Below are 22,908 nucleotides of genomic sequence, written 5' to 3'. Positions count from 1 at the left end.
CTTGGTACGGCGAGCCGGTGGCCGAGGCTCGCCGTACCAGCTCAGTTCTTGCTCGCCGAGGCTGCCTTCGACAGGCCCGGGAGCATCTTGTCCAGCACCCACGGGACGCTGAGCACGCTGACCGCGCTCATCCCCGAGATCACCTGCTGGTCCTGCAGTGCGTACGCCCCGCCGCTCTTGACCGCCTGCAGCGACGAGTAGACCGGGTCGGACAGGAACTTCTGCGTCCCGATCCCGTCGACGTACGCGATCAGCACGTCGGCGTCGACGTCCGCGACCTTCTCCTTGCTGATCGCGAGCGAGAACTCCTTCTTGGTGTTGGTCTTCTCCAGCGCCTCCACGCCCGGCGCGTTCTTGAAGCCCATCTCGTTCAGGATCTGCACCCGCGGGTCGCCCGGCATGTAGACGTAGTTGTCCGCGCCGAACGAGCCGACCGTGATCGTCTTGTCCTTGAACTCCGGGTGCTCGGCGGCGACCTGCTTGATCTTGTCCTCGATGCCGGCGATCAGCTTCTCCGCGTCGGCCTTCTTGCCGAGCGCCTCACCGACCAGCAGCGTCTGGTCCTGCCACGTGGTCTGCCACGGCGCCCCCGGGTACGCGACGGTCGGCGCGATCCCGCTCAGCGTCTTGTACGTCGCCTCGTCGAACCCCTCGTAGGGGGCCAGGATGACGTCGGGCCGGAGCGCCGCGATCTTCTCGAACGGGTACTTGTCCCCGGTGTCGAGCAGCGTCGTCTTCGACTTGTCGAACTTGTCCGCGTCCCACGCGGTGACACCCTCGGGGGTCGGGCCGTAGGTGACCTTCGGCATCCCGACCGGGGTCTCGCCCAGCGCGTAGACCACGTCCTGCGCGTTCCAGCCGAGCGTGACGATCCGCTCCGGCTTCTTGGTGATCGTCGTCTCACCGAACGTGTTCTTCAGCGTGACCGGGAACCCCGACGACGCCGTACCGGCCGATGTGTCGGCCTGCTTGTCACCGTCGCTGCCACAGGCGGCCAGCGTGGTCGTGGCGAGCAGCACGGTGGTGACCGCGCTGACGACTCTGCCGACCTTGGTACGGGACCAGGACATGGTGACTCTCCTTAGACCAATTGCCTCAACTAAGGAGAGCCTAAGCTAACCCCCTCGGCCGTCGCGACCCGCGGGGGTGTGACTCAGGACTCGAACTTGTAGCCCAGGCCACGCACGGTGACCAGATGTTGCGGATTCGACGGGTCCTTCTCGAGCTTGGAACGCAGCCGCTTCACGTGCACGTCGAGGGTCTTGGTGTCGCCCACGTAGTCGGCGCCCCAGATCCGGTCGATCAGCTGACCGCGGGTGAGCACCCGGCCAGTGTTCCGCAGCAGCATCTCGAGCAGCTCGAACTCCTTCAGCGGCAGCCGGATCTCGGTCCCGGACACCGTCACGACGTGCCGCTCGACGTCCATCCGGACCGGGCCCGCCTCGAGCGTGTCCGGCAGCAGCTCGACGTCCTGCCCACGACGCAGTACGGCGCGCACCCGGGCCAGCAGCTCGCGCGGGCTGTAGGGCTTGGTCACGTAGTCGTCCGCGCCCAGCTCGAGCCCGACGACCTTGTCGACCTCTGTGTCCTTGGCGCTCACGATGATCACCGGGACGTTGCCCCGGCTGCGCAGCGCCCGGCAGACCTCCGTGCCGGACAGACCCGGCAGCATCAGGTCGAGCAGGACGATGTCCGCACCGGCGCGGTCGTACTCGTCCAGCGCATCCGGGCCGGTCTCCGCGACGGCGACCTCGAACCCTTCCTTACGCAGTACGTACGACAGCGCGTCGCTGTAGCTCTCTTCGTCTTCGACGACCAGCACTCGGGTCACGAAGCTGTCTCCTTTGCGATCTGACCTGACGGGGTAGGCGTCAGGGGAACGGCCGCCTCCTCCTGGCTGGAGGAAGCGGTCTGACCCGGCGCGGGTTCGAGCCGCAGCGGGAGTCTCACGGTGAAGGTGGAGCCCTGGCCCTCGACGCTCCACACCCGGACGTCGCCGCCGTGGATGGAGGCGATGTGCTTGACGATCGACAGGCCCAGCCCGGTGCCGCCGGTCTCGCGGCTGCGGGCCCGGTCGACCCGGTAGAACCGCTCGAAGACCCGCTCCAGGTCGCTGCTCGGGATGCCGACGCCCTGGTCGGACACGGTCAGCTCGACCAGGTCACCGATCGGGTGCGCGGCGACCGCGACCCGGGTGCCGTCCGGGCTGTAGTTGATGGCGTTCTCGACCAGGTTGCCGATCGCCATCGCGAGCTGGTCCTCGCTGCCCATCACCTCGAGGTCGGGCTCGGTCTTGACCACGATCTTGATGTCGCGGTCGTCGGCGTCGATCCGGCACCGGTCCACCGCGGTCTCGATGATCGCGTTGACGTCGACCGGGCCGGGGTTCTCCAGCGGGTCGTCGCCCTGCAACCGGGACAGCTCGATGATCTCCTTGACCAGGCGGCTGAGCCGGGAGGCCTCGATCCGCATCCGGTCCGAGAAGCGCTGCACCGCCTCGGGGTCGTCGGAGGCCTCCGAGACCGCGTCGGCGAGCAGGATCAGCGCACCGACCGGGGTCTTCAGCTCATGGCTGACGTTGACGGTGAAGTCCCGCCGGATCGCTTCCAGGCGGCGCTCGCGGGTCCGGTCCTCGACCAGCACCAGCACCAGCTGGCTACCCAGCGGCGCGACCCGGGCGCTGACGTACTGCGTGGCGCCGAGCCGGCCCCGGACGATCTCGAGGTCCTGCTGGCGGATCTCGCCGTCCCGGCGGACCTGGCGGACCATGGTCAGGATGTCGTCGACCACGAGCCGCTCACCGCGGACGATGCCGAGCACGTGCGCCGGGGCGCTGGCCTGCAGGACCTGGTCCTCGGGGCCCATCACGACCGCGGACGAACGTAGTACCGACAAGACCGTGGCGACGCCGGCCGGGACGATCGGGTCCGGGGACTCCGGGATCTTGCGCTGGGCCCGCTCGGAAAGCATCATCGCACCGAGCGAAAGCAGGGCCAGGGCCGCGCCGATGACGCCGCCCAGCACCGCAGCCAGCGTGGGGTCCACGGCAACGATGCTACGCGGGCAACCAGCAGGGAAAGACCGAATGAGCACCGGATGACCGGGACACGACCTAACTGTTCATCGGTCGTTCACCACTCGTCGCCGTCCGGCAACCTCGACGGCATACGGTCACCTCTGGGCGGGTACCTGGCGTGCCGTCGACCTCGCCCACCGCGGTATCGGACACCACAGATCGGATTCGAACACAATGCGCGACACCTACCACGAGCAGCTCGACGACATCCTCGCCGAACTGGAACGGATGACGCGGACGGTGTCCACCGCCGTACGCCGGTCGACCTCCGCGCTGCTGGAGGCCGACATCCGCAAGGCCGAGGAGGTCATCGCGGCCGACATCCAGCTCGATGCCGCCGGCGAAGGCGTGGAGGAGAAGGTCTTCGAGCTGATGGCGCGGCAGTCGCCGGTCGCCAACGAGCTGCGGATGCTGGTCGCCGCGCTGCGCATGGTCGCCGACCTGGAGCGGATGGGCGACCTGGCCGCACATGTCTCGAAGATCGCCCGGATGCGCTACCCGGCTCCCGCCATCCCCGGCGAGCTGCACGACGTGATCGAGTCGATGGGCTCGGTCGCCGGCAAGATGGTCGACGCGGCCGGCGACGTGATCGCGTCCCGCGACGTCGAGGCCGCCGGCAAGCTCGAGGCCAGCGACGACGAGATGGACAAGCTCCGCTCCAACCAGTTCCGCCTGATGATGGACGACGAGTGGCCGCACGGCGTGGAGGTGGCCGTCGACATGGCCCTCCTCAGCCGCTACTACGAGCGCATCTCCGACCACGCGGTAGCCATGGCCCGCCGCGTCGTCTACCTGGTCACCGGCGAACTCCCCGTAGCCATCGGCGGCACCGCCGCCGGCTCCGGCGCCGGCGCCAGCGCCCCCAACCCCAACGGCAACTGACCTCCGAACCACCCCAGTAGCCCCCGGCCAGTTGTTGCCGGGGGCTACTTATTTGTACCGCGTGAAAGGCCAAGCCTCCGGCGCGAGGCGGTGGATCTCGATCTGATCACGTCCGGTAATCGATGTAACGCCAGGTAGGCGGCGCGCGATGGGACGGGAAGTGACTTGATCTCGGGATCCGCCCGAGCAACATCTCGTGAAAGAGGATCCGCTATGCGACTGCAACGACTCGCCCTGGCAATGGCAGGGGTGGGCCTGTTGGCCGCGTCCGTCGTGTCCGCGCCGGCCACCGCCGGTACGACCGACTCGAAGCCCTGGTCCGACCGGACCAAGCAGACCAACACGACCAAAGCGGGCGCGGCCTGCCTGGTCTCGACCGCCTTCCCGGGCGCGACTGGCACCGTGGCGGAGGCCGACGTGATCGCCGGACGGCCGGCGCAGGGGTTGCAGTACGACGCGTTCAAGTTCGTCGGAACCCGCGCCAACGCAACGTGGTACCTGGCGTCGAACGCCGCGCTCACCCAGTTCTACTACTACGGCCTGCTGCTGCAGGGCGGGAACCTCTACCGGCACACGACGTACATCTACGAGGACGACCGCGCCCCGCTCGCGACCTTCAAGAAGGTCGGCAGCGGCTGGACGAGCTTCAAGACGATCGCCACGTCGAACCTCAACACCTACAACGCCCGCCACCAGTTCCTGTACGGCCTGAACAGCAACGGCAGCCTGTACCGGTACTCGATCGTCGGCGCCGGCATCAAGTCGTACGGCTCGTTCCCGGGCTTCAAGGGCTTCAAGACGATGACCGTGATCAGCGAGACCGCGACGTACGACACCCTGCTGATGACCACCACGGCCGGCGCGCTGTGGACCGTACGGATCCCGACTGCCGCCACGACCAAGCCGATCCTCAAGCGGATCCGCAGCGGTGGCTGGCAGAACTTCGAGTCCCTGGTCGTCGAGAACTGCGGTAACCGCGGCGGTCTGCTGATCGTGGGTGTCGACAACAACACCCAGACCGGCACCCTCTACGCCATGAGCAAGGCCAACGGCGCCGCCACCGCACTGACCGGCTACGGCCCGATCCACGACGTCGTCTTCAACGGCGTCGACACCGTCCGCGAGACGTCGTACTACGACCAGCTCGTCGGCGAGTAGCCACCAACCAAGCAGCCCTCGGCAACCGATTCGTTGCCGAGGGCTGTTCGTTTCTCGATCACAGATATCGTCGCCGCATGACAGACGCCTCCGAGACCGACCGCCTGGTCAACACCGACGTCTCCAACCTGACCCCCACCGAGCTCAGGGCTCACCTGGACGCGGTCGACCGCCACATGAAGGACCTCCTCCGCGCCGAACGCGACCTCCTGGAAGCCAACGCAGAAGTCCTCGCCAACCACCCCACCCTCCAGGCCCGCCTGGACACCCTCCGCACCAAGCCCCTCGACTCCTAACCCGGCCGCACGCACGGAACTGCGGCCCGAAATGGGGTTCGCCCCCGGCGAAGCCGGCCACAAGTCAGCCGCGCCGAAGGCGTGTTCTTCGGCGCGGCTGCTGGTGTTCCTTGTCCTTAGCGGCCTTGGTTCTTGACCGCTTCGATGGAGGCCTTGGCGGCTTCGGGGTCGAGGTATTCGCCGCCGGGGGTGAGCGGGTTGAAGTCGTCGTCCAGCTCGTAGTACAGCGGGATGCCGGTCGGGATGTTGAGGCCGACGACGGTCTTCTCGTCGAGGTTGTCGAGGTGCTTGACCAGGGCCCGGAGGCTGTTGCCGTGGGCGGCGACCAGGACGGTCTTGCCGGCGCGCAGGTCCGGCACGATCGCGTCGTACCAGTAGGGGAGCATCCGCTCGACGACGTCCTTCAGGCACTCGGTCGCGGGCAGCAGCTCGGACGGGAGTCCGGCGTACCGCGGGTCGCCGGCCTGGTCGTACTCCGAGCCGCGCTCGATCGCCGGCGGCGGGGTGTCGTACGAGCGGCGGAACAGCATGAACTGCTCCTCGCCGAGCTCCTCCAGGGTCTGCTTCTTGTCCTTGCCCTGCAGGCCGCCGTAGTGCCGCTCGTTCAGCCGCCAGGAGCGCCGAACGTCGATCCACTGGCGGTCGGCGACCTCGAGCGCGATGTTCGCGGTGCGGATCGCCCGGGTCAGCACCGAGGTGTGCAGTACGTCGGGGAGCAGATCGCGGTCGCGGAGCAGCTCGCCACCGCGCTGCGCCTCCTCGACGCCCTGGGCGTTCAGGTCGACGTCGACCCAGCCGGTGAAGAGGTTCTTGGCGTTCCAGTCGCTGTGGCCGTGGCGGAGCAGGATCAGGCGATAGGTCATGCCTCGGAGTCTATCGAGGCTCCAGCCAGCCCTTGAACGCGTCCAGGTTTCGGGTCGATTCACCCCGCGATACGCGCCAGTCGTACTCCCGCCGGATCGACGACGCGAACCCCAGTTCGAGGATCGTGTTGAACGACGTATCGGCATATTCCAGTACGGCGCCGAGCAGCCGATCCACCTCGACCGGTGTGATCGCGTGCAGCGGGACGCGCCCGTCCAGGTGGATGTCGCCGAGATGATCGACCGCGAACGCGACGCCGTACATCTTCAGGTTCCGCTCGAGCAGCCAGCGGTACACGGCCTCGTGGTTCTCGTCCGGGTGCCGGGCCACGAACGCGTGCACCTGGACCGCCTGCGGCCCGACCGTCAGCGTCACGGTCGTCTTCAGCTTCCGCTCCCCCGGCAGATCCGCCGTGAAGACGCCGTCCTTCTCGGTGAACTCGATCTCGTTCTCGGTCAGCACCTGGCGGATCACGTCCGCCGCTGCAACTCTCACCCGGCCACCTCCGCGGCGATCTCCGCCGCCATCGTGTCCGCCGCGGTCCCGTACGCCGCCAGCGTCTTGCGGGCGGTCACCTCCCAGCCGAAACCCTGCGCGTGCTTGACCGCCGCGGTGCTCATGCTCTCGCGAGTGGCCGGATCCGTCGCGATCCGGGCCAGCGCGTCGGCGAAGTCGTCGACCCGATGCCCGCGCACGAGATACCCCGTCCGCCCGTCGACCACCGCAGTACTCAGACCGCCGACAGCCGCCGCGACAACCGGCGTACCGCACGCCTGCGCCTCCAGCGCGACCAGCCCGAAGGACTCCGAGTACGACGGAACACACACGACGGTCGACGCGCGATACCACGCAGCCAGCCGCGGGCGCTCCATCGGCTTCACGAACCGGGTCACGTCGTCGATCCCGAGCGCCCGGGCCAGCTCGGCGTGCGACTCGGGATGCTCCATCCCGTTGCCCGACGGCCCGCCGATGATCGCAACCACCAGCCGGTCCCGCAGCGAAGGATCCCGCTCGATCATCCGCGCCGCCGCCCGGATCAGCAGATCGGGTGCCTTCAACGGCTGGATCCGCCCGACGAACGCCAGTACGACGGCATCCGCCGGCAGACCGACCTCCTGCCGGGCCGCGGCCTGCGAACCCGGACTGAACAGCTCGAGATCCACGCCAGGGTTGACCACACCAACCTTCGCCGGCTGCGCGCCGTACAGCTCGATCAGCTCTCGGGCCTCGTCGGACGTGTTGGCCAACAGCCGATCCGCCGACTCGACCACCTGCTCCTCACCGAGCAGACGCGCCGCGGGTTCCGGTACGTCGTCCTCGGCCAGGCTGGCGTTCTTCACCTTGGCCATCGTGTGCATGGTGTGCACCAGCGGCACCGCCCACCGGTCGCGGGCAAGCAGGCCGACCTGGCCGGAGAGCCAGTAGTGCGAGTGGATCACGTCGTACCAGCCGGGCTCGTGGATCGCTTCGGCTCGCAGCACGGCTCGGGCGAACGTGCACAGCTGGGACGGGAGCTCGTTCTTGGTGAGGCCTTCGTACGGACCGGCGGCGACGTTGCGGACCACCACGCCGGGCAGCAGCTCTACCCGGGCCGGGAGCACCGACGCCGTCGCGCGGGTGAACACGTCGACCTCGATCCCCAGCCCGGCCAGCTGCTTGGACAGCTCGACCACGTACACGTTCATCCCGCCGGCGTCCCCGGTCCCCGGCTGGTCGAGTGGCGACGTATGCAGGCTGATCATCGCGACCCGCCGGAGGGGTTTGTTCACGACGTCAGGGTAACTCCGGTGCCTCCGCGGGGAATCGGGAGTTCTCCCTATCGGCGGCCGTCCAGCTGGCCAGCAAACGAAGATTCTGCTCGGACGTCGATCCCGGCTCGACGGTGTAGGTGACGAGCAGCTGGTCCGGTTCGCCCGGCGGCTGCAGGGTCTCGTACTGCACGGTGATGTCGCCCACGATCGAGTGGTGCTGGGTCTTCGTCCCGAAGGTCTTGTCCTTCACGTCATGCCGGGCCCAGTGCTCGCGGAACTCCGGGCTGCGGATGGACAGTTCGCCGACCAGCTCGGCCAGTTCCGGGTCGTCCGGGTACCGCCCGGCGTACATCCGCAGGTAGCCGACGGTCTCGTCCGCGACCGCCTCCCACTGCGGGTAGAAGTCACGCGACGCCGGGTCGAGGAACACCATCCGCGGGATGTTGCGGTCCTTCGGATCCAGGCTGCCGAAATCGGCGATCAGGGCCGCGGCGAGCCGGTTCCACCCCAGCACGTCCATCCGGCGGCCGAGGACGAACGCCGGTACGTCGGGCATCGAGTCCAGCAGCCGTTGCAGACCGGGCCGCAGGCGTTCCGACGTACGGCGACGTGCCCGGCGCCGAGCCGGTTTCGCCAACAGGGCAAGGTGTTTGCGCTCGTCGTCGGTCAGACGCAGTACGTCGGCGATCGCGTCGAGGATCTCCTGCGAGACGTTCTCCGCCCGGCCCTGCTCGAACCGGACGTAGTAGTCGGCGCTGACGCCGGCCGCCTGCGCGAGCTCCTCGCGACGCAGTCCGGGGACGCGGCGGCGGCCGTTGAACACCTTCAGCCCCAGGTCCTCGGGCTGCACCCGGGCCCTGCGCGACTTGAGGAACTCGGTCAGCTCCGCTCGACGATCCATGCCTCCAGTATCCAGGGCGGCCCGGAACCCAACCTGGTCCTGCCAGAACCAGGCTCAACAGACACCTGGGTAACCCTCGGCAGCCGCTCCAGGATCGGTGCCATCAACCGAAACCTGGAGGAACACCATGACTGACCTCACCGGCCGCACCGCAGTCGTCACCGGCGCCGCAAGCGGAATCGGAGCTGCGATCGCCACCCAGTTGGCCGACGCGGGCGCCGCAGTCGCGCTGGTAGCGCGGCGGCAGGACCGGCTCGACGACCTGGCCGGCAAGCTCGGGCCGCGGGCGATCGGCGTCAGCCTCGACGTCACGTCGCAGACCTCGGTCGACGCCGGGGTCGAGCAGATCCACGAGCAGCTGGGCCGTCCGGATCTCGTCGTGAACGCGGCCGGCGTGATGCTGGCCGCCCCGATCGAGGACGGCCGGCTCGACGACTGGACCCGGATGATCGACACCAACGTGACCGGCGTACTCCGGCTGATCCAGGCGTTCACCCCGGACCTGATCGCGGCTGCGGGTGAAGGACGGACCGCCGACCTCGTCAACATCTCGTCGATCGGCGCGCACGCGATCTTCCCCGGGTACGCCGTCTACGGGGCCACGAAGGCGGCTCTCACCCAACTGTCCGCCGCGCTGCGAGCCGACCTCTCGCCGTACGACGTGCGCGTCACGAACGTCGAGCCCGGCCTGACCGACACCGAACTCGCCACGCATCTCGACAGCTCCGGCCAGGACCTGATCGCCTCCATGAACGAGCAGATCGGGCCATTGACTGCGGACGACATCGCCGACGTGGTCACGTTCGCGGTGAGCCGGCGACGTGAGCTCAACCTGCGCCAGATCATCGCACTCCCGACCCGCCAGGCGTGACGTCCTTCAACCCTGGTCGTACCCCGGAGTCTCTCAGGGTGGGTCTATCCCTACCTGGGTTGGCGGATTCGCCCCACTGTGCTGCGGTCTCCGCGCCGAAAGCATGGATCACATGCGTACAGTCCTCGAGCAAGCCAAGTCCTGGCACCGTCCTCTGATGCTGATGGTGCTCGCCATGACAGGTCTCGTCGTCGCGTCCGCGATCGGCCTCGCGGTCGACGACCGGCAGATCCTGAACGAGTCCGTCTGGCTCAAGCCGTTCAAGTTCGGCATCGCCTTCGTCCTGTACGGCGCGACGCTGGCCTGGCTGCTGTCGAAGCTGCGCAAGGCGAAGCGCCTCGGCTGGTGGACCGGCACGGTGTTCGCGGTCACCGGGATCGTCGACGTCGGGTTCATCGCCGTCCAGGCCGCCCGTGGAACGTTCAGCCACTTCAACGACAACACCGACACGTTCAACCAGGTCGGGCAGAAGGTCTTCATGTCCGGCGTCCTCGGCCTGTTCGGCGCGAGCCTCGTGGTCGCGATCATGCTGCTGTTCCAGCGCGTCGGCGACCGCCCACTGAACCGCGCGATCCGGGTCGGCCTCGGCCTCGCGGTCGCGGGTATGGCGATCGCGTTCTACCTGGTCGGCTCGAACACCAGCCACGAGCAGGTCACCGATGCCTACGGCCACCCCGTCACGCTCGCCGGCAGCCACGGCATCGGCGTCGAGCCCGGCGGTCCCGGCATGCCACTGACGCATTGGAGCACGGTCGGCGGCGACCTGCGCATCCCGCACTTCGTCGGCCTGCACGCGATCCACTTCCTGCTCATCACCCTGCTGGTCCTGCACCTGCTCGCCGGTCGCATCGCCTGGCTCCGGCCCGAGCGGGTCCGCGCCCGTCTGATCGGCGTCGCCGCCTTCGCGTACGCCGGTGTGATGGCGACCGTGACGGTCCAGGCGTTCCGCGGGCAGGCGCTGATCCACCCGGACGCCGAGACGCTGGGCATGCTCGGTGGCTTCCTGGCCGTCAGCGCGCTGGCGCTCGCGGCGGTGATCACGTCCGCCCGGCGTACCGCCGTACCCGAGCAGGTACCAACGCGACAGCCCGTCGGAGCCGGCCGGTCCTGAGACACCTGCCTTGCTCGACGAGTGGGTTTGAGAGACTCGGACTATGACTTCCGAGCGTCCTCTTGCCGTGGTGACCGGAGCTAGCAGTGGGATCGGAGCCGCGTCGGCGCGGTACCTCGCCCGGGCCGGGTTCGAGGTCATCTGCGCCGCGCGGCGGCTCGACCGGATCGAAGCGCTGGCCAAGGAGATCGACGGCCGTGCCGTGCAATGCGACGTGACGTCGGCCGAGGACGTCGCCGCGCTGACCGCGGCCGTCGGCGACCAGTTGCAGGTGCTGGTGAACAACGCCGGCGGCGCGTTCGGGTTCGAGCCCGTCGCCGAGGCCGACCTGGACGCGTGGCGGCGGATGTTCGAGGTGAACGTGATCGCGGTCGCGGCCGTCACCAAGTCGTTGCTCCCGGCCCTTATCGCGGGTCGCGGCACGATCATCGTGATGGGTTCGACCGCCGGCCAGGTCGCGTACGAGGGCGGCGGCGGGTACGTCGCCGCCAAGCACGGCGCCAAGGCCGTCGTCGACACGCTGCGTCTCGAGCTCTGGGACCAGCCGGTCCGCGTCACCGAGATCGCCCCCGGCATGGTGCAGAGCGAGGGCTTCGCCCTGACCCGCTTCGGCGGCGACCAGTCCAAGGCCGACGCCGTGTACGCCGGCGTCCGCGAACCCCTCACCGCCGACGACATCGCCGACATCGTCACGTACGTCGCCACCCGCCCCGCCCACGTGAACCTCGACCGCATCACGGTCCGCCCCCGCGCCCAGGCAGCGCAGCACAAGGTCTTCCGCGAGCAGTAGGTACGGCGTAAATCCCTCACGTGAGCCGACTCACGGCCGGGCTGCTTGCAATTGCAAGCAGCTTGCTAGCACACTGGACGCATGGCCAGGTTGAGTGATCGGGCGGCTGGGGCGGTGGGCTCCCTCGGGGAGTACCTCGCCGAGCAGCGGCGGCATGCGCAGTTGTCGTTGCGGCAGTTGTCGGACCTGGCCGGTGTGTCGAACCCGTACCTGAGCCAGATCGAGCGCGGCCTGCGCAAACCGTCGGCCGAGGTGCTGCAGCAGCTCGCGAAGGCGTTGCGGATCTCTGCGGAGACCCTGTACGTACGGGCCGGCATCCTCGATCCGGATGACGACTCCGACGACCGGAAGGCCGCCGGCGTGGTCGACGCCGTCCTGCTCGACCCCGCCCTGAACGAGCGGCAGAAGCGCGTCCTGCTGGACGTGTACACGTCGTTCGTCCGGGAGAACGCCGTACCGGAAGAGACTCCGGCGAAGAAGACCTCCGCCCGCAAGCGCACCACCAACTGAAACCTGCTGAAGACATCCCGAGGAGAAGCCTGATGGCTACCCGTACGCCTGTTACCCCGTTCTACGCGATCGCCGGCGCCGGCGACCTCGCGGTCGAGAAGTTCCGCGCAATCAGCGAGGACGTCACCGCCCGGTTCGCCAAGCTGGACCAGAAGACCCTGCAGACCGAGCTCACCAAGGCCCAGATCGAGCTGAACAAGCGCTTCGAGGCGATCGTCGCCGACGCGAAGACCGCTCCGGCCAAGCTGCGCGAGCTGCCGAAGACCGCCCAGGCCGGCTTCACCACCGTCCTCGGCCAGGCCGAGGAGACCTACGAGGACCTGGCCGGCCGCGGCAAGGACCTGGTCGAGCGGATCCGCCACCAGCAGGCCACGGAGGACTTCGAGGCCCAGGCTAAGTCCACGGTCAGCAAGGCCAAGGCGACCCGGACCACGGTGAAGAAGACCGCCGAGTCCGCGACCCGCACCGTGAAGGCGACCGCGACCAGCGCTCGCAAGACCGCGAAGGCGGCCGGCAAGGCAGCCGGCGCCGCCGCCGACAAGATCGGCGACTGACCCACCACTGACGGTGACAATTCATCGATCTTCGCGTGAATCCTCGCCCGGGCGGTCCACAGCTGCGACTCAGCAGAGGTGGACCGCCCGGTCTGTCAGTTAGGCTCGTAGCATGATCACCTTCCAGAACCTGATCCCCGGGTTCGGCGATCCACTGTCGGTCATCTGGTGGGTGCTGCTTGTCCTCAAGCTGGTCGCGCTGCTCGACGCGGCGTTCCGGCCGCGCGCAGTGTTCATCGCCGCCGACAAGCTGACCAAACCAGGCTGGGTGCTGATCCTGGTCGTATTCACGCTGAGTCAGTTCTTCCAGGGCTGGCTGAGCTTCTTCGGCCTGATCGGCATCGTCGCGTCCGCGGTCTACCTGGTCGACGCCCGGCCTGCTCTGCGCGCCGCCACCGGCCGCGGCCGAGGCGGCTGGGGCGCCCTGCGTCGCCGCCGGGGCCCGCGCCCGCTGTAAAACCCTACGAGCGGTAGACGATGACCTTGTCGCCGACGTGGACCTCGTCGAAGAGGACCTTGATCTTGGCCAGGTCACGGACGTTCACGCAGCCGTGCGACGCGCCGTTGTAACCCCGCGCCGCGAAGTCCGACGAGTAGTGCACTGCCTGGCCGCCGCTGAAGAACATCGCGTACGGCATCTTCGAGTCGTACAGCTTCGAGACGTGGTTCCGGCTCTTCCAGCCGACGGTGAAGCTGCCCTCACGGGTCGCGGTCTTCACCGCGCCGAAGCGGACATCCATCTGCATCTTCACAACGCCGTCGACGACGTACCGCAACTTGCGGGTGGTCTTGTCGATGCACAGCGCCACACCGGTCGCGCAGCGCGCGTCCAGCTTCTTGCCGTTGACCACCGGTGCCGGGGGGTACAGCTCGGTCTGGGTCGGGACGTGCGTGACCTTGGCCAGCTGGTCGAGGGTGTTCTGGTCGACGTACCCGAGCTCGGGGATGCCCTTGGATTTCTGGAACTTCTTCACCGCGGCCCGGGTCATCGTGCCGAAGTCGTTGTCCAGGTACTTCTTCTCGAGCAGCTTCAGCTGCACCAGGCGCGCCTCGACCTTGCGGACGTTGGTCCCGCTGGAGCCGTTCTTCCACAGCGCCTTCGGGTAGATCGGCAGCTCACCGCTGACCTCGAACGGCACCGTCTTCAGATCGGCGCCGGTCGCCGTCGCAGGGGTTCCGGAACTCAGGAGTGTCGCAATCACGCCGCCCACGATCAGCCCGCTCAGCGCCTTGCGAATGATCAGCCCACGCATCGGACACCCCTCTGCTAGCCCCGTTCCTACACTTGTAGGACGTCCTCACGGCCCATTTGGTTGGCGCCCCAGCGTACCGGAGGAACTGCGCATGGAGATCGTTCTGAGCACCGACGACATCACCACGGTGCCCGCGGACGCGATCGTGAACGCCGCTCATCACGCGCTGCGCGGCGGTGGCGGCGTCGACGGCGCGATCCATCGGGCCGGTGGCCGCGAGATCCTCGCGGAGCTGATCGAGCGGTACCCGAACGGCACCCCCACGGGTACGGCGGTATGGACGACGGCCGGCGCACTACCGGCGTCGTACGTCATCCATGTCGTCGGGCCGAACTACCTCGCCGGGCAACGGGATCCGGCGCTGCTCGAGTCCTGCTACCGCAACGCGTTGCGGATCGCGGACGAGCTGGGTGTGAAGACGATGACGCTGCCGGCGGTGTCGGCCGGGATCTACGGGTGGCCGGCACAGTCCGCGGCGGACATCGCGGTCGCGACGTTGCGCGGTACGCCGACCAATGTTGCCCAAGGCACCTTCTGCCTGGTGGAGCCGCGGCTGTACAAGGCGTTCCGGAACGCGACAGCGGCCGGGGAGTAGCTCCCCGGCCGCTGTCGCGAACGCTCAGCTCACTTGCTGTAGACGACGACCTTGTCGCCGACGTGCACCCGGGAGAACACCCAGGCGATCTTCTTCTTGTCGCGGACGTTCACGCAGCCGTGCGAGGCGCCGTTGTAGCCGCGGGCCTTGAAGTCCGACGAGTAGTGGACGGCCTGGCCGCCGCTGAAGAACATCGCGTACGGCATCTTCGAGTGGTACAGCGACGAGACGTGGTTCTTCGACTTGCGGTAGACCTTGAAGACGCCACTGCGGGTCGGCGTCTTCATCGCGCCGAACCGGACGTCCATCACCTGGATCGGCTTGCCGTTCACCAGGTACACCAGCTTGCGGGTCTTCTTGTTGATGCAGAGGACCCGGCCCTTGGTGACGCACCGCCGGTCGATCTTGTACTTGGCGATGAGCTTGCTGGTGGACGAGGCCGAGGCCTTCGTCACCGCCTTCGGCGGCAGACCCGCCGGCTTCGGCGCCGTCTGCGCCGACCCCGCAACCTGGGACGCGGCCTCAGCCGAGGTGGTCGCCGACAGCGCGCCGACGCCCACGAACGCAACGGCCGTCAGAGTTGCGCAGACCTTACGCAGAATGCCCATGTTTCCCTTGTCCTTCCCCCAATTAGTGCTTCCACAAGACAGACGTCGCCGCATGGCGTCTGGTTGGTAACGAATCAAAACTTCTTTCCCCCACCGGCGACCGAGAATTATGTATCACACCGATGTAGTCGCGGTCGCGCACTGTGAACCACCGTGTCCACTTCGTGCCCTACGCGTTTCCCAGCAGCCACTTACGCCACAGGAGTTACTTGCCGATCAGGGCTTCCAACCGACGCAGAACCTCCGGCGCCCCGAGCGCCTGAGCCGTCGCGTGCAGGTCGGGACTGCGCGTCGCGCCGGTGATCGCGACCCGCACGAGCTGCGAGGCCTCGCGGATCGAGCCGGCGTACGCATCCGGATCCTTCTTGTACTCCTTGGCGTTCGGCGCGAACCCGTGCTTGCCGGCGAGTGAACGGATCTGGTCGAACCACTCCTGCGGGTCGTCGCGGTGCTCGTACCCGGCGACCAGATCCTGGGCGAACGCCGTCGTGATCTCCGGCGCGACGCCGAGCGGGACCAGCCGCTCGTCGGTCGGACCGTCGACCGGGACGAACAGCTCGGTGAAGAAGAAGCCGTACGCCGCGCGGAAGTCCGACCACTTGCGGAGGTCCTTGCGCGGGTTCTCGACGCCGTCCCGCTCGACCGCGATCGCCCGCAGCGCGAGCTCCTTCTCGTTGTCGAGAACGGGCACGAGGTCAGCGTCGTACTCCGTCGCCCAGACGCGCACCGCGTCGAAGACCTGCTGACCGCTGAGCGTCGCGATGTAGTCGGCGCTGATGTCCTCCAGCTTCACCAGATCGACCAGCGGACCGGCGACGCCGCACTGGGACAGATCGATCGGCGTCGCCAGCGCGTCTGCCAACGGCATCTCCGCGAGCCGGCCGTTGGCCAGGCCACGCAGGTAGTACAGCACCGCGTCCGCCGGATACCCGGCGCCGATGTAGAAGTCGACGCCGGCCTCGGGGTCCTTCCGCTTCGACAGCTTCCGCTTCCCGCCCGGGATCTGCTTCATCAGCGGCGCGACGTGCGCGTACGTGATCGGCTCGAACTCGAGGGCCGCGAACAGCTGCTGGTGCAGCGGAACCGACGAGATCCACTCGTCGCCCCGGATCACCAGGTTCACCCGCATCAGGTGGTCGTCGACAGCGTGCGCGAAGTGGTACGTCGGAAGCCGCGGCGACTGGTCCGACGACTTCAGGATCACCGCGTCGTTGCGATTCGCCTCGTGCTCGAGCCGGCCGCGGATCGCGTCGACGAAGCTGGTCCGCTGCCCGTCGGCGTCGTCAGGAGCCCGGAAGCGCACGACGTACGGCGCACCCTCGTCGAGCTTCGCCTGCACGTCCGCCGGGTCGGCGTTGCGCCACAGCGCGTACTTGCCGTAGTACCCCGTCGGCACCTTGGCGGCCTGCTGACGGGCGGTGATCTCGGCGAGCTCGTCCTTGGTCGCGAAACACAGGTACGCCTTGCCCTGCCGGAGCAGATGCCGCACGAAGGTCAGGTAGATCTGCTCGCGCTGCGACTGCACATACGGCCCGTACGAACCCTGGCGCCGGTCCTCGTCGGAGCTGATCCGGAAGTAGGCGAAGGCGCGGTCGAACTGCTCGAGCGCTCCTTCGACCTCCCGCGCCTGATCGGTGTCCTCGACCCGGACCAGGTACACACCCTGGGAATCGGTCGCGACATCCCGATCGATCATCGCCGTGTAGATCCCGCCGATGTGCACGAACCCGGTGGGCGAAGGCCCGAACCGGGTCACCTTCGCCCCCTCCGGAAGCACCCGCGCCGGATACTGCTCTTCCCAGTACGCCGGCTCGGGAAGATCACTCGGGAACAGCCCATCGACAACCGCGCGGTCCACCATGACTCGCTGTCTCACTTCCTAGCAGGTCAGTTCTTGTTCTTGCGGCCCAGCTTGGAGCGCTCGATCTGCGTGAGCGCGACCTTGCGCATGCGGATCGCGTCCGGGGTCACCTCGACGCACTCGTCCTCGCGGCAGAACTCCAGCGACTGCTCCAGCGACAGCTTGCGCGCCGGGACGAGCTTCTCGAACTCGTCGGCGGTGGACGACCGGACGTTGGTCATCTTCTTTTCCTTGGTGATGTTCACGTCCATGTCGTCGGAGCGCGAGTTCTCGCCGACGATCATCCCCTCGTACACCTCGGTCGTCGGCTCGACGAACATCGTGCCGCGCTCCTGCAGGTTGATCATCGCGTACGACGTCGCGGCGCCGGCCCGGTCCGCGACCAGCGAACCGCTCGGGCGCGTCCGCAGCTCGCCGAACCACGGCTCGTACCCCTCGAACACGTGGTGGGCGATACCGGTACCGCGGGTGTCGGTGAGGAACTCGGTGCGGAACCCGATCAGGCCGCGGGCCGGCACCAGGAACTCCATCCGGACCCAGCCGGTGCCGTGGTTGGTCATCTGCTCCATCCGGCCCTTGCGGACCGCGAGCAGCTGGGTGACGGTGCCGAGGTACTCCTCCGGGCAGTCGATCGTCAGCCGCTCGACCGGCTCGTGCCGCTTGCCGTCGATCTCACGGGTGACCACCTGCGGTTTGCCGACGGTCAGCTCGTAGCCCTCGCGGCGCATCTGCTCGACCAGGATGGCCAGCGCCAGCTCACCACGGCCCTGCACCTCCCAGGCGTCTGGGCGCTCGGTCGGGAGCACCTTGATCGACACGTTGCCGACGAGCTCCTTGTCGAGCCGGTCCTTGACCAGGCGGGCGGTCACCTTGGTGCCCTTGCCGCGGCCGGCCAACGGCGAGGTGTTGGTGCCGATCGTCATCGAGATGGCCGGCTCGTCCACGGTGATCAGCGGCAGCGGCTTCGGGTTCTCCGGGTCGGCGAGGGTGTCGCCGATCATGATCTCCGGGATCCCCGCGATCGCGACGATGTCGCCAGGGCCGGCCGAGTCGCCCGGCACCCGCTCGAGCGCCTCGGTGACCAGCAGTTCGGTGATCTTGACGCGCTCGATCGACCCGTCGTGCTTGCACCAGGCGACCTGCGCGCCCTTCTTCAGCGTGCCCTCGTGCACCCGGACCAGCGCGAGCCGGCCGAGGAACGGGGAGGCGTCCAGGTTGGTGACGTGGGCCTGCAGCGGCGCGTCCTCGGTGTACTCCGGGGCGGGCACGTTGTTGAGGATCGTCTCGAACAGCGGCTCGAGGTCCTCGGAGTCCGGCATCCCGCCGTCGGCCGGCTGGGTCAGCGACGCACGTCCGGCCCGCGCGGAGGCGTAGACGACCGGGAAGTCCAGCGCGCTCTGGTCGGCGTCGTGGTCGAGCAGGTCGAGGAACAGCTCGTACGTCTCGTCGACGACCTCGGAGATCCGGGCGTCGGGACGGTCGACCTTGTTCACCACCAGGATCACCGGCATCTTCCGCGCCAGCGCCTTGCGCAGCACGAACCGGGTCTGCGGCAGCGGACCCTCGGAGGCGTCCACCAGCAGCACGATCGCGTCGACCATCGACAGGCCGCGCTCGACCTCGCCGCCGAAGTCGGCGTGGCCGGGGGTGTCGATGATGTTGATCGTCATCTGCTCGCCGTTGGCCATCTTGTGCCGGACGGCGGTGTTCTTGGCGAGGATCGTGATGCCCTTCTCACGCTCCAGGTCGCCGGAGTCCATCGCCCGCTCGTCGACGTGCTGGTGGGCACCGAACGCGCCGGACTGCCACAGCATCGCGTCGACGAGGGTGGTCTTCCCGTGGTCGACGTGGGCCACGATCGCGACATTGCGCAGGTCGTTACGGACAGGCATGAGGAAGCGCTCCAAGCAGTCAGATGGGTTCAGGCGGTGGCTACGGCTCGTTCACGTGCCACTCGACACAGGGCGCAGCCCTTTCATCCTACCGGTTACTGCGCGTGTCCCACGAACCGGGCATCCCTTTGACTTTTGTTGACTGGACGTCCAGTCTATAAACGGCGCCTGGGGAGGGGCCGTAACCACGGGGGGTCAGCCCCGAGGCGCCGGGCACGAGGATGGGGGTTGCCCGGCGCTTCAGGGCTTCGACCAGGAGAGGAATCCGTGCCGCGATCGGCCACCGTCAACCAGGAGATGCGCGAACGCTCCCGCGAACGCATCCTGGCGGCGGCTCTGGAGGTCTTCGCCGCGAACGGCTACGAGGCCGCCTCGATCTCCGACATCACCACCGCGGCGGGCGTCTCCCGCGGCCTGGTCTCGTACTACTTCGCCACCAAGGAACAGCTGGCCGCCGAGCTGCTGGACCGCTGGCTGGACGGCATCGCCGGCATCCTGACCATCCAGGGAACACCGGATGAACGTCTGGCCGGAATCATCGACGGCGCCCTGATGGCGGCCGCGACCACGCTGCACATCCAGCGGCTCGCGATCAGCCTGATGATGCTGCCGACCACGCACGACGTGTTCGCCCGCGTCGAGCAGGCCAAGTCCGACCGCCTGTCACTGGTCGAGGACGCGATCCGCGACGTGTTCGCCGCCCGCGGCGCCGCCGACCCGGCCGTCGAGGAAATGTTGCTCCGAGCAACATTGGAGGGCGTGACGGTGAAGCTCGCGATCTACCGCGAGACCTTCCCACTGGAAGCCATCCGCCGCCGCCTGTACGCCGGCTACAACCTGCCCACCCCGACCGCGCCACTCCCGATCGCGTCCCCGGCCGTCGACCGCCTGCGCGCCAAACCCTAGAAGGTTGAGAACTGCCTCCGGCCTTCCACCGGCGGCCGGCGGCAGGTCAGCTGAAGGTCGGGGTGTGGGGACGGACCGCGCCGACCACGTTGTCGCCGCCGGTGAGGTCGAAGTGGAGGTGGTTCTCGATCGTCTCGTTGGTGACGCCGAGGCGCTGGAGGGTCGCGGCCATCACGACCTTGCGGGCGCGCGGCGTACCGTCCTCGAGCTTCAGCGCGATCCCGGTGCCGTCCGCGAGGCCGACGGCGTACACACCCTCGGCGCCGGCCTTGCAGAACAGGCCCTCGGTGGCGCGCATCAGCTCGGCCTCGTCGCGCGTACTCCCGCTGGCGTACTCCGGGTGCGCGCGGAACGCGTCGGCGATCCGGCCCTCCTGGGTCTCCGGGGCCGCACCGGCGAACAGGCCGAAGGATCGAGCCAGGCCGGAGAGCGTGAGAGCGAAGATCGGGGCGCCGCAGCCGTCGACCGCGACGTACGAGACCTTCTCGCCGGCAATGTCCTCGATCGCGGCGCGGATCTCCTTCTGCAGCGGGTGATCCGGCGACCGGTACGTGTTCAGGTCCCAGTCGTTGAGCTTGCTGGTCAGCAGCATCGCGGCGTGCTTGCCGGAGCAGTTCATCGCGACCCGCTCCTTGCCGTGCCCGGCCTTGACCCACGCGTCCCGGGTCTCGTCGTCCAGCGGGTACGCGACCGGCGTCAGCAGCGCAGACTCGTCGAGCCCGGCCGTCGCGAGGATCTTCCGTACGCCGTCCAGGTGGAACTGCTCGCCGGAATGCGACGCGCCCGCGAGGGCGAGGAGCTCGTCGGTGAGCGGCAGCCCGTTGCGCAGCATGCCGAGGGCCTGCATGGGCTTGTTGGACGAGCGCGGGAACATCGGCTCGTCCACGATGCCGACGGACCAGTCCACGCTGCCGTCGGGACGCGTCACCACGACGGAGCCGCGGTGGTGGCCTTCGACGAAGTCACTGCGGACGACGTCGGCCAGGATCACAGGTTCGGTCACGGCTGAACTGTACAGGTGCAAAACGCCCTGTTGCGAATGATTCCCCTCACAACCGCGAGCGCACGTGCAGCCCGACCTCGGGGTCGACGAGGACCTCCTGGCTCGCCTTCACCGTCGGCTGGTCCTCAGCGACCACGTCGAGCACCGACTCCGGGTCGACGTTGCGTTTCACGACAGCCAGTGCAATGGGCCCCAGCTCGTGGTGCCGGGCAGCAGACCCGATGACCCCGACCTGCTTCTCCCCCGCCAGTACGGCGTCGCCGTGCTGCGGCAAGCGGTCCACCGAACCGTCCAGGTGCAACCGCACCAGCCGACGCGGCGGACGACCGAGGTTGTGCACCCGCGCGACCGTCTCCTGCCCGCGGTAGCACCCCTTGTCCAGATGTACGCCGACCCCGAGCCAGCCGAGCTCGTTCGGAATCGCCCGCTCGTCGGTGTCCAGCCCGAGGCGCGGCGCTCCCGCCTCGATCCGCAGCGCCTCGTACGCCCACACACCCGCTGCCGCGCCCTCCAGGTTGGCCAGCTCCGCCCGCGGCAGAAACACCTCATGCCCGCCCAGTGAGTCCGCACCGCTCCGGGTCAGGTGCTCGCCCGCCGCCGCACCGGGCCGCCAGACGATCGCGTAGTCATCGGTCACGTCCGCGATCTCGACGCGGGACATGAACACCATCTTCTGCAGCCAGTCGACGAGCGCCTCGGCCGCACCGGGCTCGGTGTGCAGCCAGAACGTCTCGCCGTCATCCACGCCGTACATCGCGTGCTCCACGTGACCGGTCGGCGAGAGCAGCAGCGCGGTGGTCGACGTACCGGGCCTGAGACCTTCGAAGTACTGCGAGGTCAGCGCGTGCAGCCAGGTCAGCCGATCCGGGCCGGTGATCGTGACCACGTCGCGGTGCGAGAGGTCGACGAACGCCTCACCGGCGATCAGGGCCCGCTGTTCGCGGAGATCCGAGCCGTAGTGCGCGGCGACGCCGGCGTCGAGACCGTCGGCCTCGACCGCGCCGGGCCGGTCCAGCAGGGGGCTGCGCTTGCGTGACATGTCACCAGAGTACGTCGCGCGGCGTACGGCGAACGCCTCCCGTCGTGGGATGTGGACAGACACCTGGTGCGGCGAGGCTGGAGACATCAAACGACGGAGGGAGCAAGGCGATGAGCGACAGGCGATTCCGGTTCGGTGTGGCGGGGAGTCCGACGACCGGCGAGGAGTGGGTGAAGACGGTCCGGCAGGCGGCGGACCTCGGGTACTCGACCGTGCTGATGCCGGACGGGCTCCAGCTCCCCGCGCCGTTCGCGTCGCTGGCGATGGCGGCCGCGGTCGCCGATATCCGGGTCGGCACGTTCGTCGCGGCGGCACCGCTGCGGACGCCGCGGCAGGCTGCCTGGGAGGCACACACGCTGACTGTGCTCACCGATGGCCGGTTCGAGTTCGGTCTCGGGACCGGCCGCCCGGTCGCGGAGCAGCAGACGGCCGAGATCGGTCTGCCGTGGGGGACGGCCCGCGAGCGGCGGGAGCAGGTCATCGCGACCCTCGACCTGCTGCGTGAGCTCGACGGCGAACGTCGTACGCCGATCATGCTCGCCGCCGGCGGGCCGAAGGCGCTCGCGCTGGCGGCCGAGCGAGCGGACATCGTCTCGCTCGCCAAGGACGCGACCACTCCTCGCTCGGAGGTCGCGGCGGTCGCTCATCAGCTGCGCGACCTCGCCGGCTCCCGCGCGGACGACATCGAGCTGGCGATGAACCTGCTCGCCGCCGGGACTCGCCCGCTGCCGCCCTGGACCAAGCGTGCCTCCGGGGTGGATCCCGACGAGCTCGAGGCGATGGACTCGCTGATGCTGCTGCGCGGTACTCCGCAGGAGATGGCCGACGAACTGCTGCGCCGCCGCGAAGAGATCGGCGCCAGCTACATCAGCGTCAACTCGGGCTACCTCGAGGACTTTGCTCCGGTCATCGAGTTGCTGGACGGGAAGTAACAGCGCGCCGCCCGCCGGTCTGTGGCCCGGCGGGCAGCGCGTGGAGGGGTGGGAA

At 68.4% G+C, this 22,908-nt stretch carries 25 protein-coding genes; 12 read left to right on the top strand and 13 right to left on the bottom strand.

The window, feature by feature from the left end; translation table 11 throughout:
* Positions 1–41 precede the first annotated feature (41 nt).
* The 3 genes from OHA10_RS16125 to OHA10_RS16115 form a co-directional block, all read right to left on the bottom strand.
* Positions 42–1,070: an iron-siderophore ABC transporter substrate-binding protein gene (locus OHA10_RS16125; RefSeq protein ID WP_371407017.1), complete on the bottom strand. Its 1,029-nt coding sequence runs from the start codon at positions 1,068–1,070 to the stop codon at positions 42–44.
* An 83-nt stretch (positions 1,071–1,153) separates the two neighbouring features.
* On the bottom strand, positions 1,154–1,831 hold the full coding sequence (locus OHA10_RS16120; protein ID WP_133787236.1) for a response regulator transcription factor: 678 nt from the start codon (positions 1,829–1,831) through the stop codon (positions 1,154–1,156).
* Positions 1,828–3,045 (bottom strand): sensor histidine kinase, encoded by a 1,218-nt coding sequence (locus OHA10_RS16115; RefSeq protein WP_371407016.1) that lies wholly within the window; start codon positions 3,043–3,045, stop codon positions 1,828–1,830. The genes OHA10_RS16120 and OHA10_RS16115 overlap by 4 nt, the downstream gene beginning before the upstream one ends.
* 205 nt (positions 3,046–3,250) lie before the next feature.
* Here OHA10_RS16115 and phoU point away from each other — a divergent pair, with 205 nt between their 5' ends.
* The 3 genes from phoU (at position 3,251) to OHA10_RS16100 (ending at position 5,412) form a co-directional block, all read left to right on the top strand.
* On the top strand, positions 3,251–3,958 hold the full coding sequence (gene phoU, locus OHA10_RS16110) for a phosphate signaling complex protein PhoU (RefSeq protein WP_371407015.1): 708 nt from the start codon (positions 3,251–3,253) through the stop codon (positions 3,956–3,958).
* 213 nt (positions 3,959–4,171) lie between these two features.
* On the top strand, positions 4,172–5,116 hold the full coding sequence (locus tag OHA10_RS16105; RefSeq protein ID WP_371407014.1) for a hypothetical protein: 945 nt from the start codon (positions 4,172–4,174) through the stop codon (positions 5,114–5,116).
* Positions 5,117–5,193: 77 nt separating this feature from the next.
* Complete coding sequence (locus OHA10_RS16100; RefSeq protein WP_371407013.1) at positions 5,194–5,412, top strand: hypothetical protein; 219 nt, start codon at positions 5,194–5,196, stop codon at positions 5,410–5,412.
* A 116-nt stretch (positions 5,413–5,528) separates the two neighbouring features.
* On the opposite strand, the gene OHA10_RS16095 is transcribed toward OHA10_RS16100, so the two are convergent.
* Genes OHA10_RS16095 through OHA10_RS16080 form a run of 4 tightly spaced genes read right to left on the bottom strand, consistent with a single transcriptional unit; the run spans position 5,529 to position 8,928 of the window.
* On the bottom strand, positions 5,529–6,275 hold the full coding sequence (locus OHA10_RS16095; RefSeq protein ID WP_134105588.1) for a phosphoglyceromutase: 747 nt from the start codon (positions 6,273–6,275) through the stop codon (positions 5,529–5,531).
* Positions 6,276–6,285: 10 nt separating this feature from the next.
* A complete protein-coding gene (locus OHA10_RS16090; protein ID WP_371407012.1) occupies positions 6,286–6,771 on the bottom strand; it encodes a YbjN domain-containing protein in 486 nt (161 codons plus the stop codon).
* Complete coding sequence (gene mshA / locus OHA10_RS16085) at positions 6,768–8,018, bottom strand: D-inositol-3-phosphate glycosyltransferase (RefSeq protein ID WP_371407951.1); 1,251 nt, start codon at positions 8,016–8,018, stop codon at positions 6,768–6,770. The genes OHA10_RS16090 and mshA overlap by 4 nt, the downstream gene beginning before the upstream one ends.
* A 31-nt stretch (positions 8,019–8,049) precedes the next feature.
* Positions 8,050–8,928, bottom strand: a complete 879-nt coding sequence (locus OHA10_RS16080; protein WP_371407011.1) for a helix-turn-helix transcriptional regulator — start codon at positions 8,926–8,928, stop codon at positions 8,050–8,052.
* A gap of 127 nt (positions 8,929–9,055) precedes the next feature.
* On the opposite strand from OHA10_RS16080, the gene OHA10_RS16075 reads away from it, so the two are divergent.
* The 6 genes from OHA10_RS16075 (at position 9,056) to OHA10_RS16050 (ending at position 13,221) form a co-directional block, all read left to right on the top strand.
* Complete coding sequence (locus OHA10_RS16075; RefSeq protein ID WP_371407010.1) at positions 9,056–9,799, top strand: SDR family oxidoreductase; 744 nt, start codon at positions 9,056–9,058, stop codon at positions 9,797–9,799.
* A gap of 112 nt (positions 9,800–9,911) precedes the next feature.
* The gene (locus OHA10_RS16070; protein WP_371407009.1) at positions 9,912–10,910 is read left to right on the top strand and encodes a hypothetical protein; all 999 of its coding nucleotides are present in this window, start codon (positions 9,912–9,914) and stop codon (positions 10,908–10,910) included.
* A gap of 43 nt (positions 10,911–10,953) precedes the next feature.
* Positions 10,954–11,700 (top strand): SDR family NAD(P)-dependent oxidoreductase, encoded by a 747-nt coding sequence (locus OHA10_RS16065; protein WP_371407008.1) that lies wholly within the window; start codon positions 10,954–10,956, stop codon positions 11,698–11,700.
* Positions 11,701–11,781: 81 nt separating this feature from the next.
* The gene (locus OHA10_RS16060; protein ID WP_371407007.1) at positions 11,782–12,210 is read left to right on the top strand and encodes a helix-turn-helix domain-containing protein; all 429 of its coding nucleotides are present in this window, start codon (positions 11,782–11,784) and stop codon (positions 12,208–12,210) included.
* 32 nt (positions 12,211–12,242) lie between these two features.
* Positions 12,243–12,764 (top strand): hypothetical protein, encoded by a 522-nt coding sequence (locus tag OHA10_RS16055; protein ID WP_371407006.1) that lies wholly within the window; start codon positions 12,243–12,245, stop codon positions 12,762–12,764.
* Between the two features lie 112 nt (positions 12,765–12,876).
* Entirely contained in the window at positions 12,877–13,221 is a 345-nt protein-coding gene (locus tag OHA10_RS16050; protein ID WP_134105596.1) for a DUF2516 family protein, read from the top strand.
* A 4-nt stretch (positions 13,222–13,225) separates the two neighbouring features.
* On the opposite strand, the gene OHA10_RS16045 is transcribed toward OHA10_RS16050, so the two are convergent.
* A complete protein-coding gene (locus tag OHA10_RS16045) occupies positions 13,226–14,017 on the bottom strand; it encodes a L,D-transpeptidase family protein (RefSeq protein WP_371407005.1) in 792 nt (263 codons plus the stop codon).
* Between the two features lie 91 nt (positions 14,018–14,108).
* Between OHA10_RS16045 and OHA10_RS16040 the strand changes: the two genes are divergently transcribed.
* Entirely contained in the window at positions 14,109–14,612 is a 504-nt protein-coding gene (locus OHA10_RS16040) for a macro domain-containing protein (RefSeq protein WP_371407004.1), read from the top strand.
* Between the two features lie 29 nt (positions 14,613–14,641).
* On the opposite strand, the gene OHA10_RS16035 is transcribed toward OHA10_RS16040, so the two are convergent.
* The 3 genes from OHA10_RS16035 to typA form a co-directional block, all read right to left on the bottom strand.
* Positions 14,642–15,220, bottom strand: coding sequence for a L,D-transpeptidase (locus OHA10_RS16035; RefSeq protein ID WP_371407003.1), 579 nt, complete (start codon positions 15,218–15,220; stop codon positions 14,642–14,644).
* Between the two features lie 205 nt (positions 15,221–15,425).
* The gene (locus OHA10_RS16030; RefSeq protein ID WP_371407002.1) at positions 15,426–17,096 is read right to left on the bottom strand and encodes a glutamate--tRNA ligase; all 1,671 of its coding nucleotides are present in this window, start codon (positions 17,094–17,096) and stop codon (positions 15,426–15,428) included.
* Between the two features lie 11 nt (positions 17,097–17,107).
* Positions 17,108–18,973, bottom strand: a complete 1,866-nt coding sequence (typA, locus tag OHA10_RS16025) for a translational GTPase TypA (protein WP_371407001.1) — start codon at positions 18,971–18,973, stop codon at positions 17,108–17,110.
* A 267-nt stretch (positions 18,974–19,240) separates the two neighbouring features.
* Here typA and OHA10_RS16020 point away from each other — a divergent pair, with 267 nt between their 5' ends.
* On the top strand, positions 19,241–19,879 hold the full coding sequence (locus tag OHA10_RS16020; protein WP_371407000.1) for a TetR/AcrR family transcriptional regulator: 639 nt from the start codon (positions 19,241–19,243) through the stop codon (positions 19,877–19,879).
* Between the two features lie 46 nt (positions 19,880–19,925).
* Here OHA10_RS16020 and OHA10_RS16015 read toward each other — a convergent pair whose 3' ends face one another.
* A complete protein-coding gene (locus OHA10_RS16015; protein WP_371406999.1) occupies positions 19,926–20,882 on the bottom strand; it encodes an asparaginase in 957 nt (318 codons plus the stop codon).
* Between the two features lie 46 nt (positions 20,883–20,928).
* Positions 20,929–21,921, bottom strand: a complete 993-nt coding sequence (locus OHA10_RS16010) for a folate-binding protein YgfZ (protein WP_371406998.1) — start codon at positions 21,919–21,921, stop codon at positions 20,929–20,931.
* 110 nt (positions 21,922–22,031) lie between these two features.
* Here OHA10_RS16010 and OHA10_RS16005 point away from each other — a divergent pair, with 110 nt between their 5' ends.
* Entirely contained in the window at positions 22,032–22,853 is an 822-nt protein-coding gene (locus tag OHA10_RS16005) for an LLM class flavin-dependent oxidoreductase (protein WP_371406997.1), read from the top strand.
* The last annotated feature ends 55 nt before the right edge of the window (positions 22,854–22,908 follow it).

The organism is Kribbella sp. NBC_00662 (assembly GCF_041430295.1).
Taxonomy (GTDB): Bacteria; Actinomycetota; Actinomycetes; order Propionibacteriales; family Kribbellaceae; genus Kribbella.
The sequence above is the reverse complement of the archived record's forward strand: the minus strand, read 5'-3'. Positions and strand labels throughout refer to the sequence as shown.

Bases quoted from the DNA above. Each gene is read 5' to 3' on its own strand.
- OHA10_RS16005 (WP_371406997.1), top strand. From the start codon at position 22,032: ATGAGCGACAGGCGATTCCGGTTCGGTGTGGCGGGGAGTCCGACGACC.
- OHA10_RS16050 (WP_134105596.1), top strand. From the start codon at position 12,877: ATGATCACCTTCCAGAACCTGATCCCCGGGTTCGGCGATCCACTGTCG.
- OHA10_RS16010 (WP_371406998.1), bottom strand. From the start codon at position 21,921: ATGTCACGCAAGCGCAGCCCCCTGCTGGACCGGCCCGGCGCGGTCGAG.
- OHA10_RS16035 (WP_371407003.1), bottom strand. From the start codon at position 15,220: ATGGGCATTCTGCGTAAGGTCTGCGCAACTCTGACGGCCGTTGCGTTC.
- mshA (WP_371407951.1), bottom strand. From the start codon at position 8,018: ATGATCAGCCTGCATACGTCGCCACTCGACCAGCCGGGGACCGGGGAC.
- typA (WP_371407001.1), bottom strand. From the start codon at position 18,973: ATGCCTGTCCGTAACGACCTGCGCAATGTCGCGATCGTGGCCCACGTC.
- OHA10_RS16075 (WP_371407010.1), top strand. From the start codon at position 9,056: ATGACTGACCTCACCGGCCGCACCGCAGTCGTCACCGGCGCCGCAAGC.
- phoU (WP_371407015.1), top strand. From the start codon at position 3,251: ATGCGCGACACCTACCACGAGCAGCTCGACGACATCCTCGCCGAACTG.
- OHA10_RS16070 (WP_371407009.1), top strand. From the start codon at position 9,912: ATGCGTACAGTCCTCGAGCAAGCCAAGTCCTGGCACCGTCCTCTGATG.
- OHA10_RS16040 (WP_371407004.1), top strand. From the start codon at position 14,109: ATGGAGATCGTTCTGAGCACCGACGACATCACCACGGTGCCCGCGGAC.
- OHA10_RS16105 (WP_371407014.1), top strand. From the start codon at position 4,172: ATGCGACTGCAACGACTCGCCCTGGCAATGGCAGGGGTGGGCCTGTTG.
- OHA10_RS16100 (WP_371407013.1), top strand. From the start codon at position 5,194: ATGACAGACGCCTCCGAGACCGACCGCCTGGTCAACACCGACGTCTCC.
- OHA10_RS16125 (WP_371407017.1), bottom strand. From the start codon at position 1,070: ATGTCCTGGTCCCGTACCAAGGTCGGCAGAGTCGTCAGCGCGGTCACC.
- OHA10_RS16065 (WP_371407008.1), top strand. From the start codon at position 10,954: ATGACTTCCGAGCGTCCTCTTGCCGTGGTGACCGGAGCTAGCAGTGGG.
- OHA10_RS16055 (WP_371407006.1), top strand. From the start codon at position 12,243: ATGGCTACCCGTACGCCTGTTACCCCGTTCTACGCGATCGCCGGCGCC.
- OHA10_RS16095 (WP_134105588.1), bottom strand. From the start codon at position 6,275: ATGACCTATCGCCTGATCCTGCTCCGCCACGGCCACAGCGACTGGAAC.
- OHA10_RS16045 (WP_371407005.1), bottom strand. From the start codon at position 14,017: ATGCGTGGGCTGATCATTCGCAAGGCGCTGAGCGGGCTGATCGTGGGC.
- OHA10_RS16060 (WP_371407007.1), top strand. From the start codon at position 11,782: ATGGCCAGGTTGAGTGATCGGGCGGCTGGGGCGGTGGGCTCCCTCGGG.
- OHA10_RS16080 (WP_371407011.1), bottom strand. From the start codon at position 8,928: ATGGATCGTCGAGCGGAGCTGACCGAGTTCCTCAAGTCGCGCAGGGCC.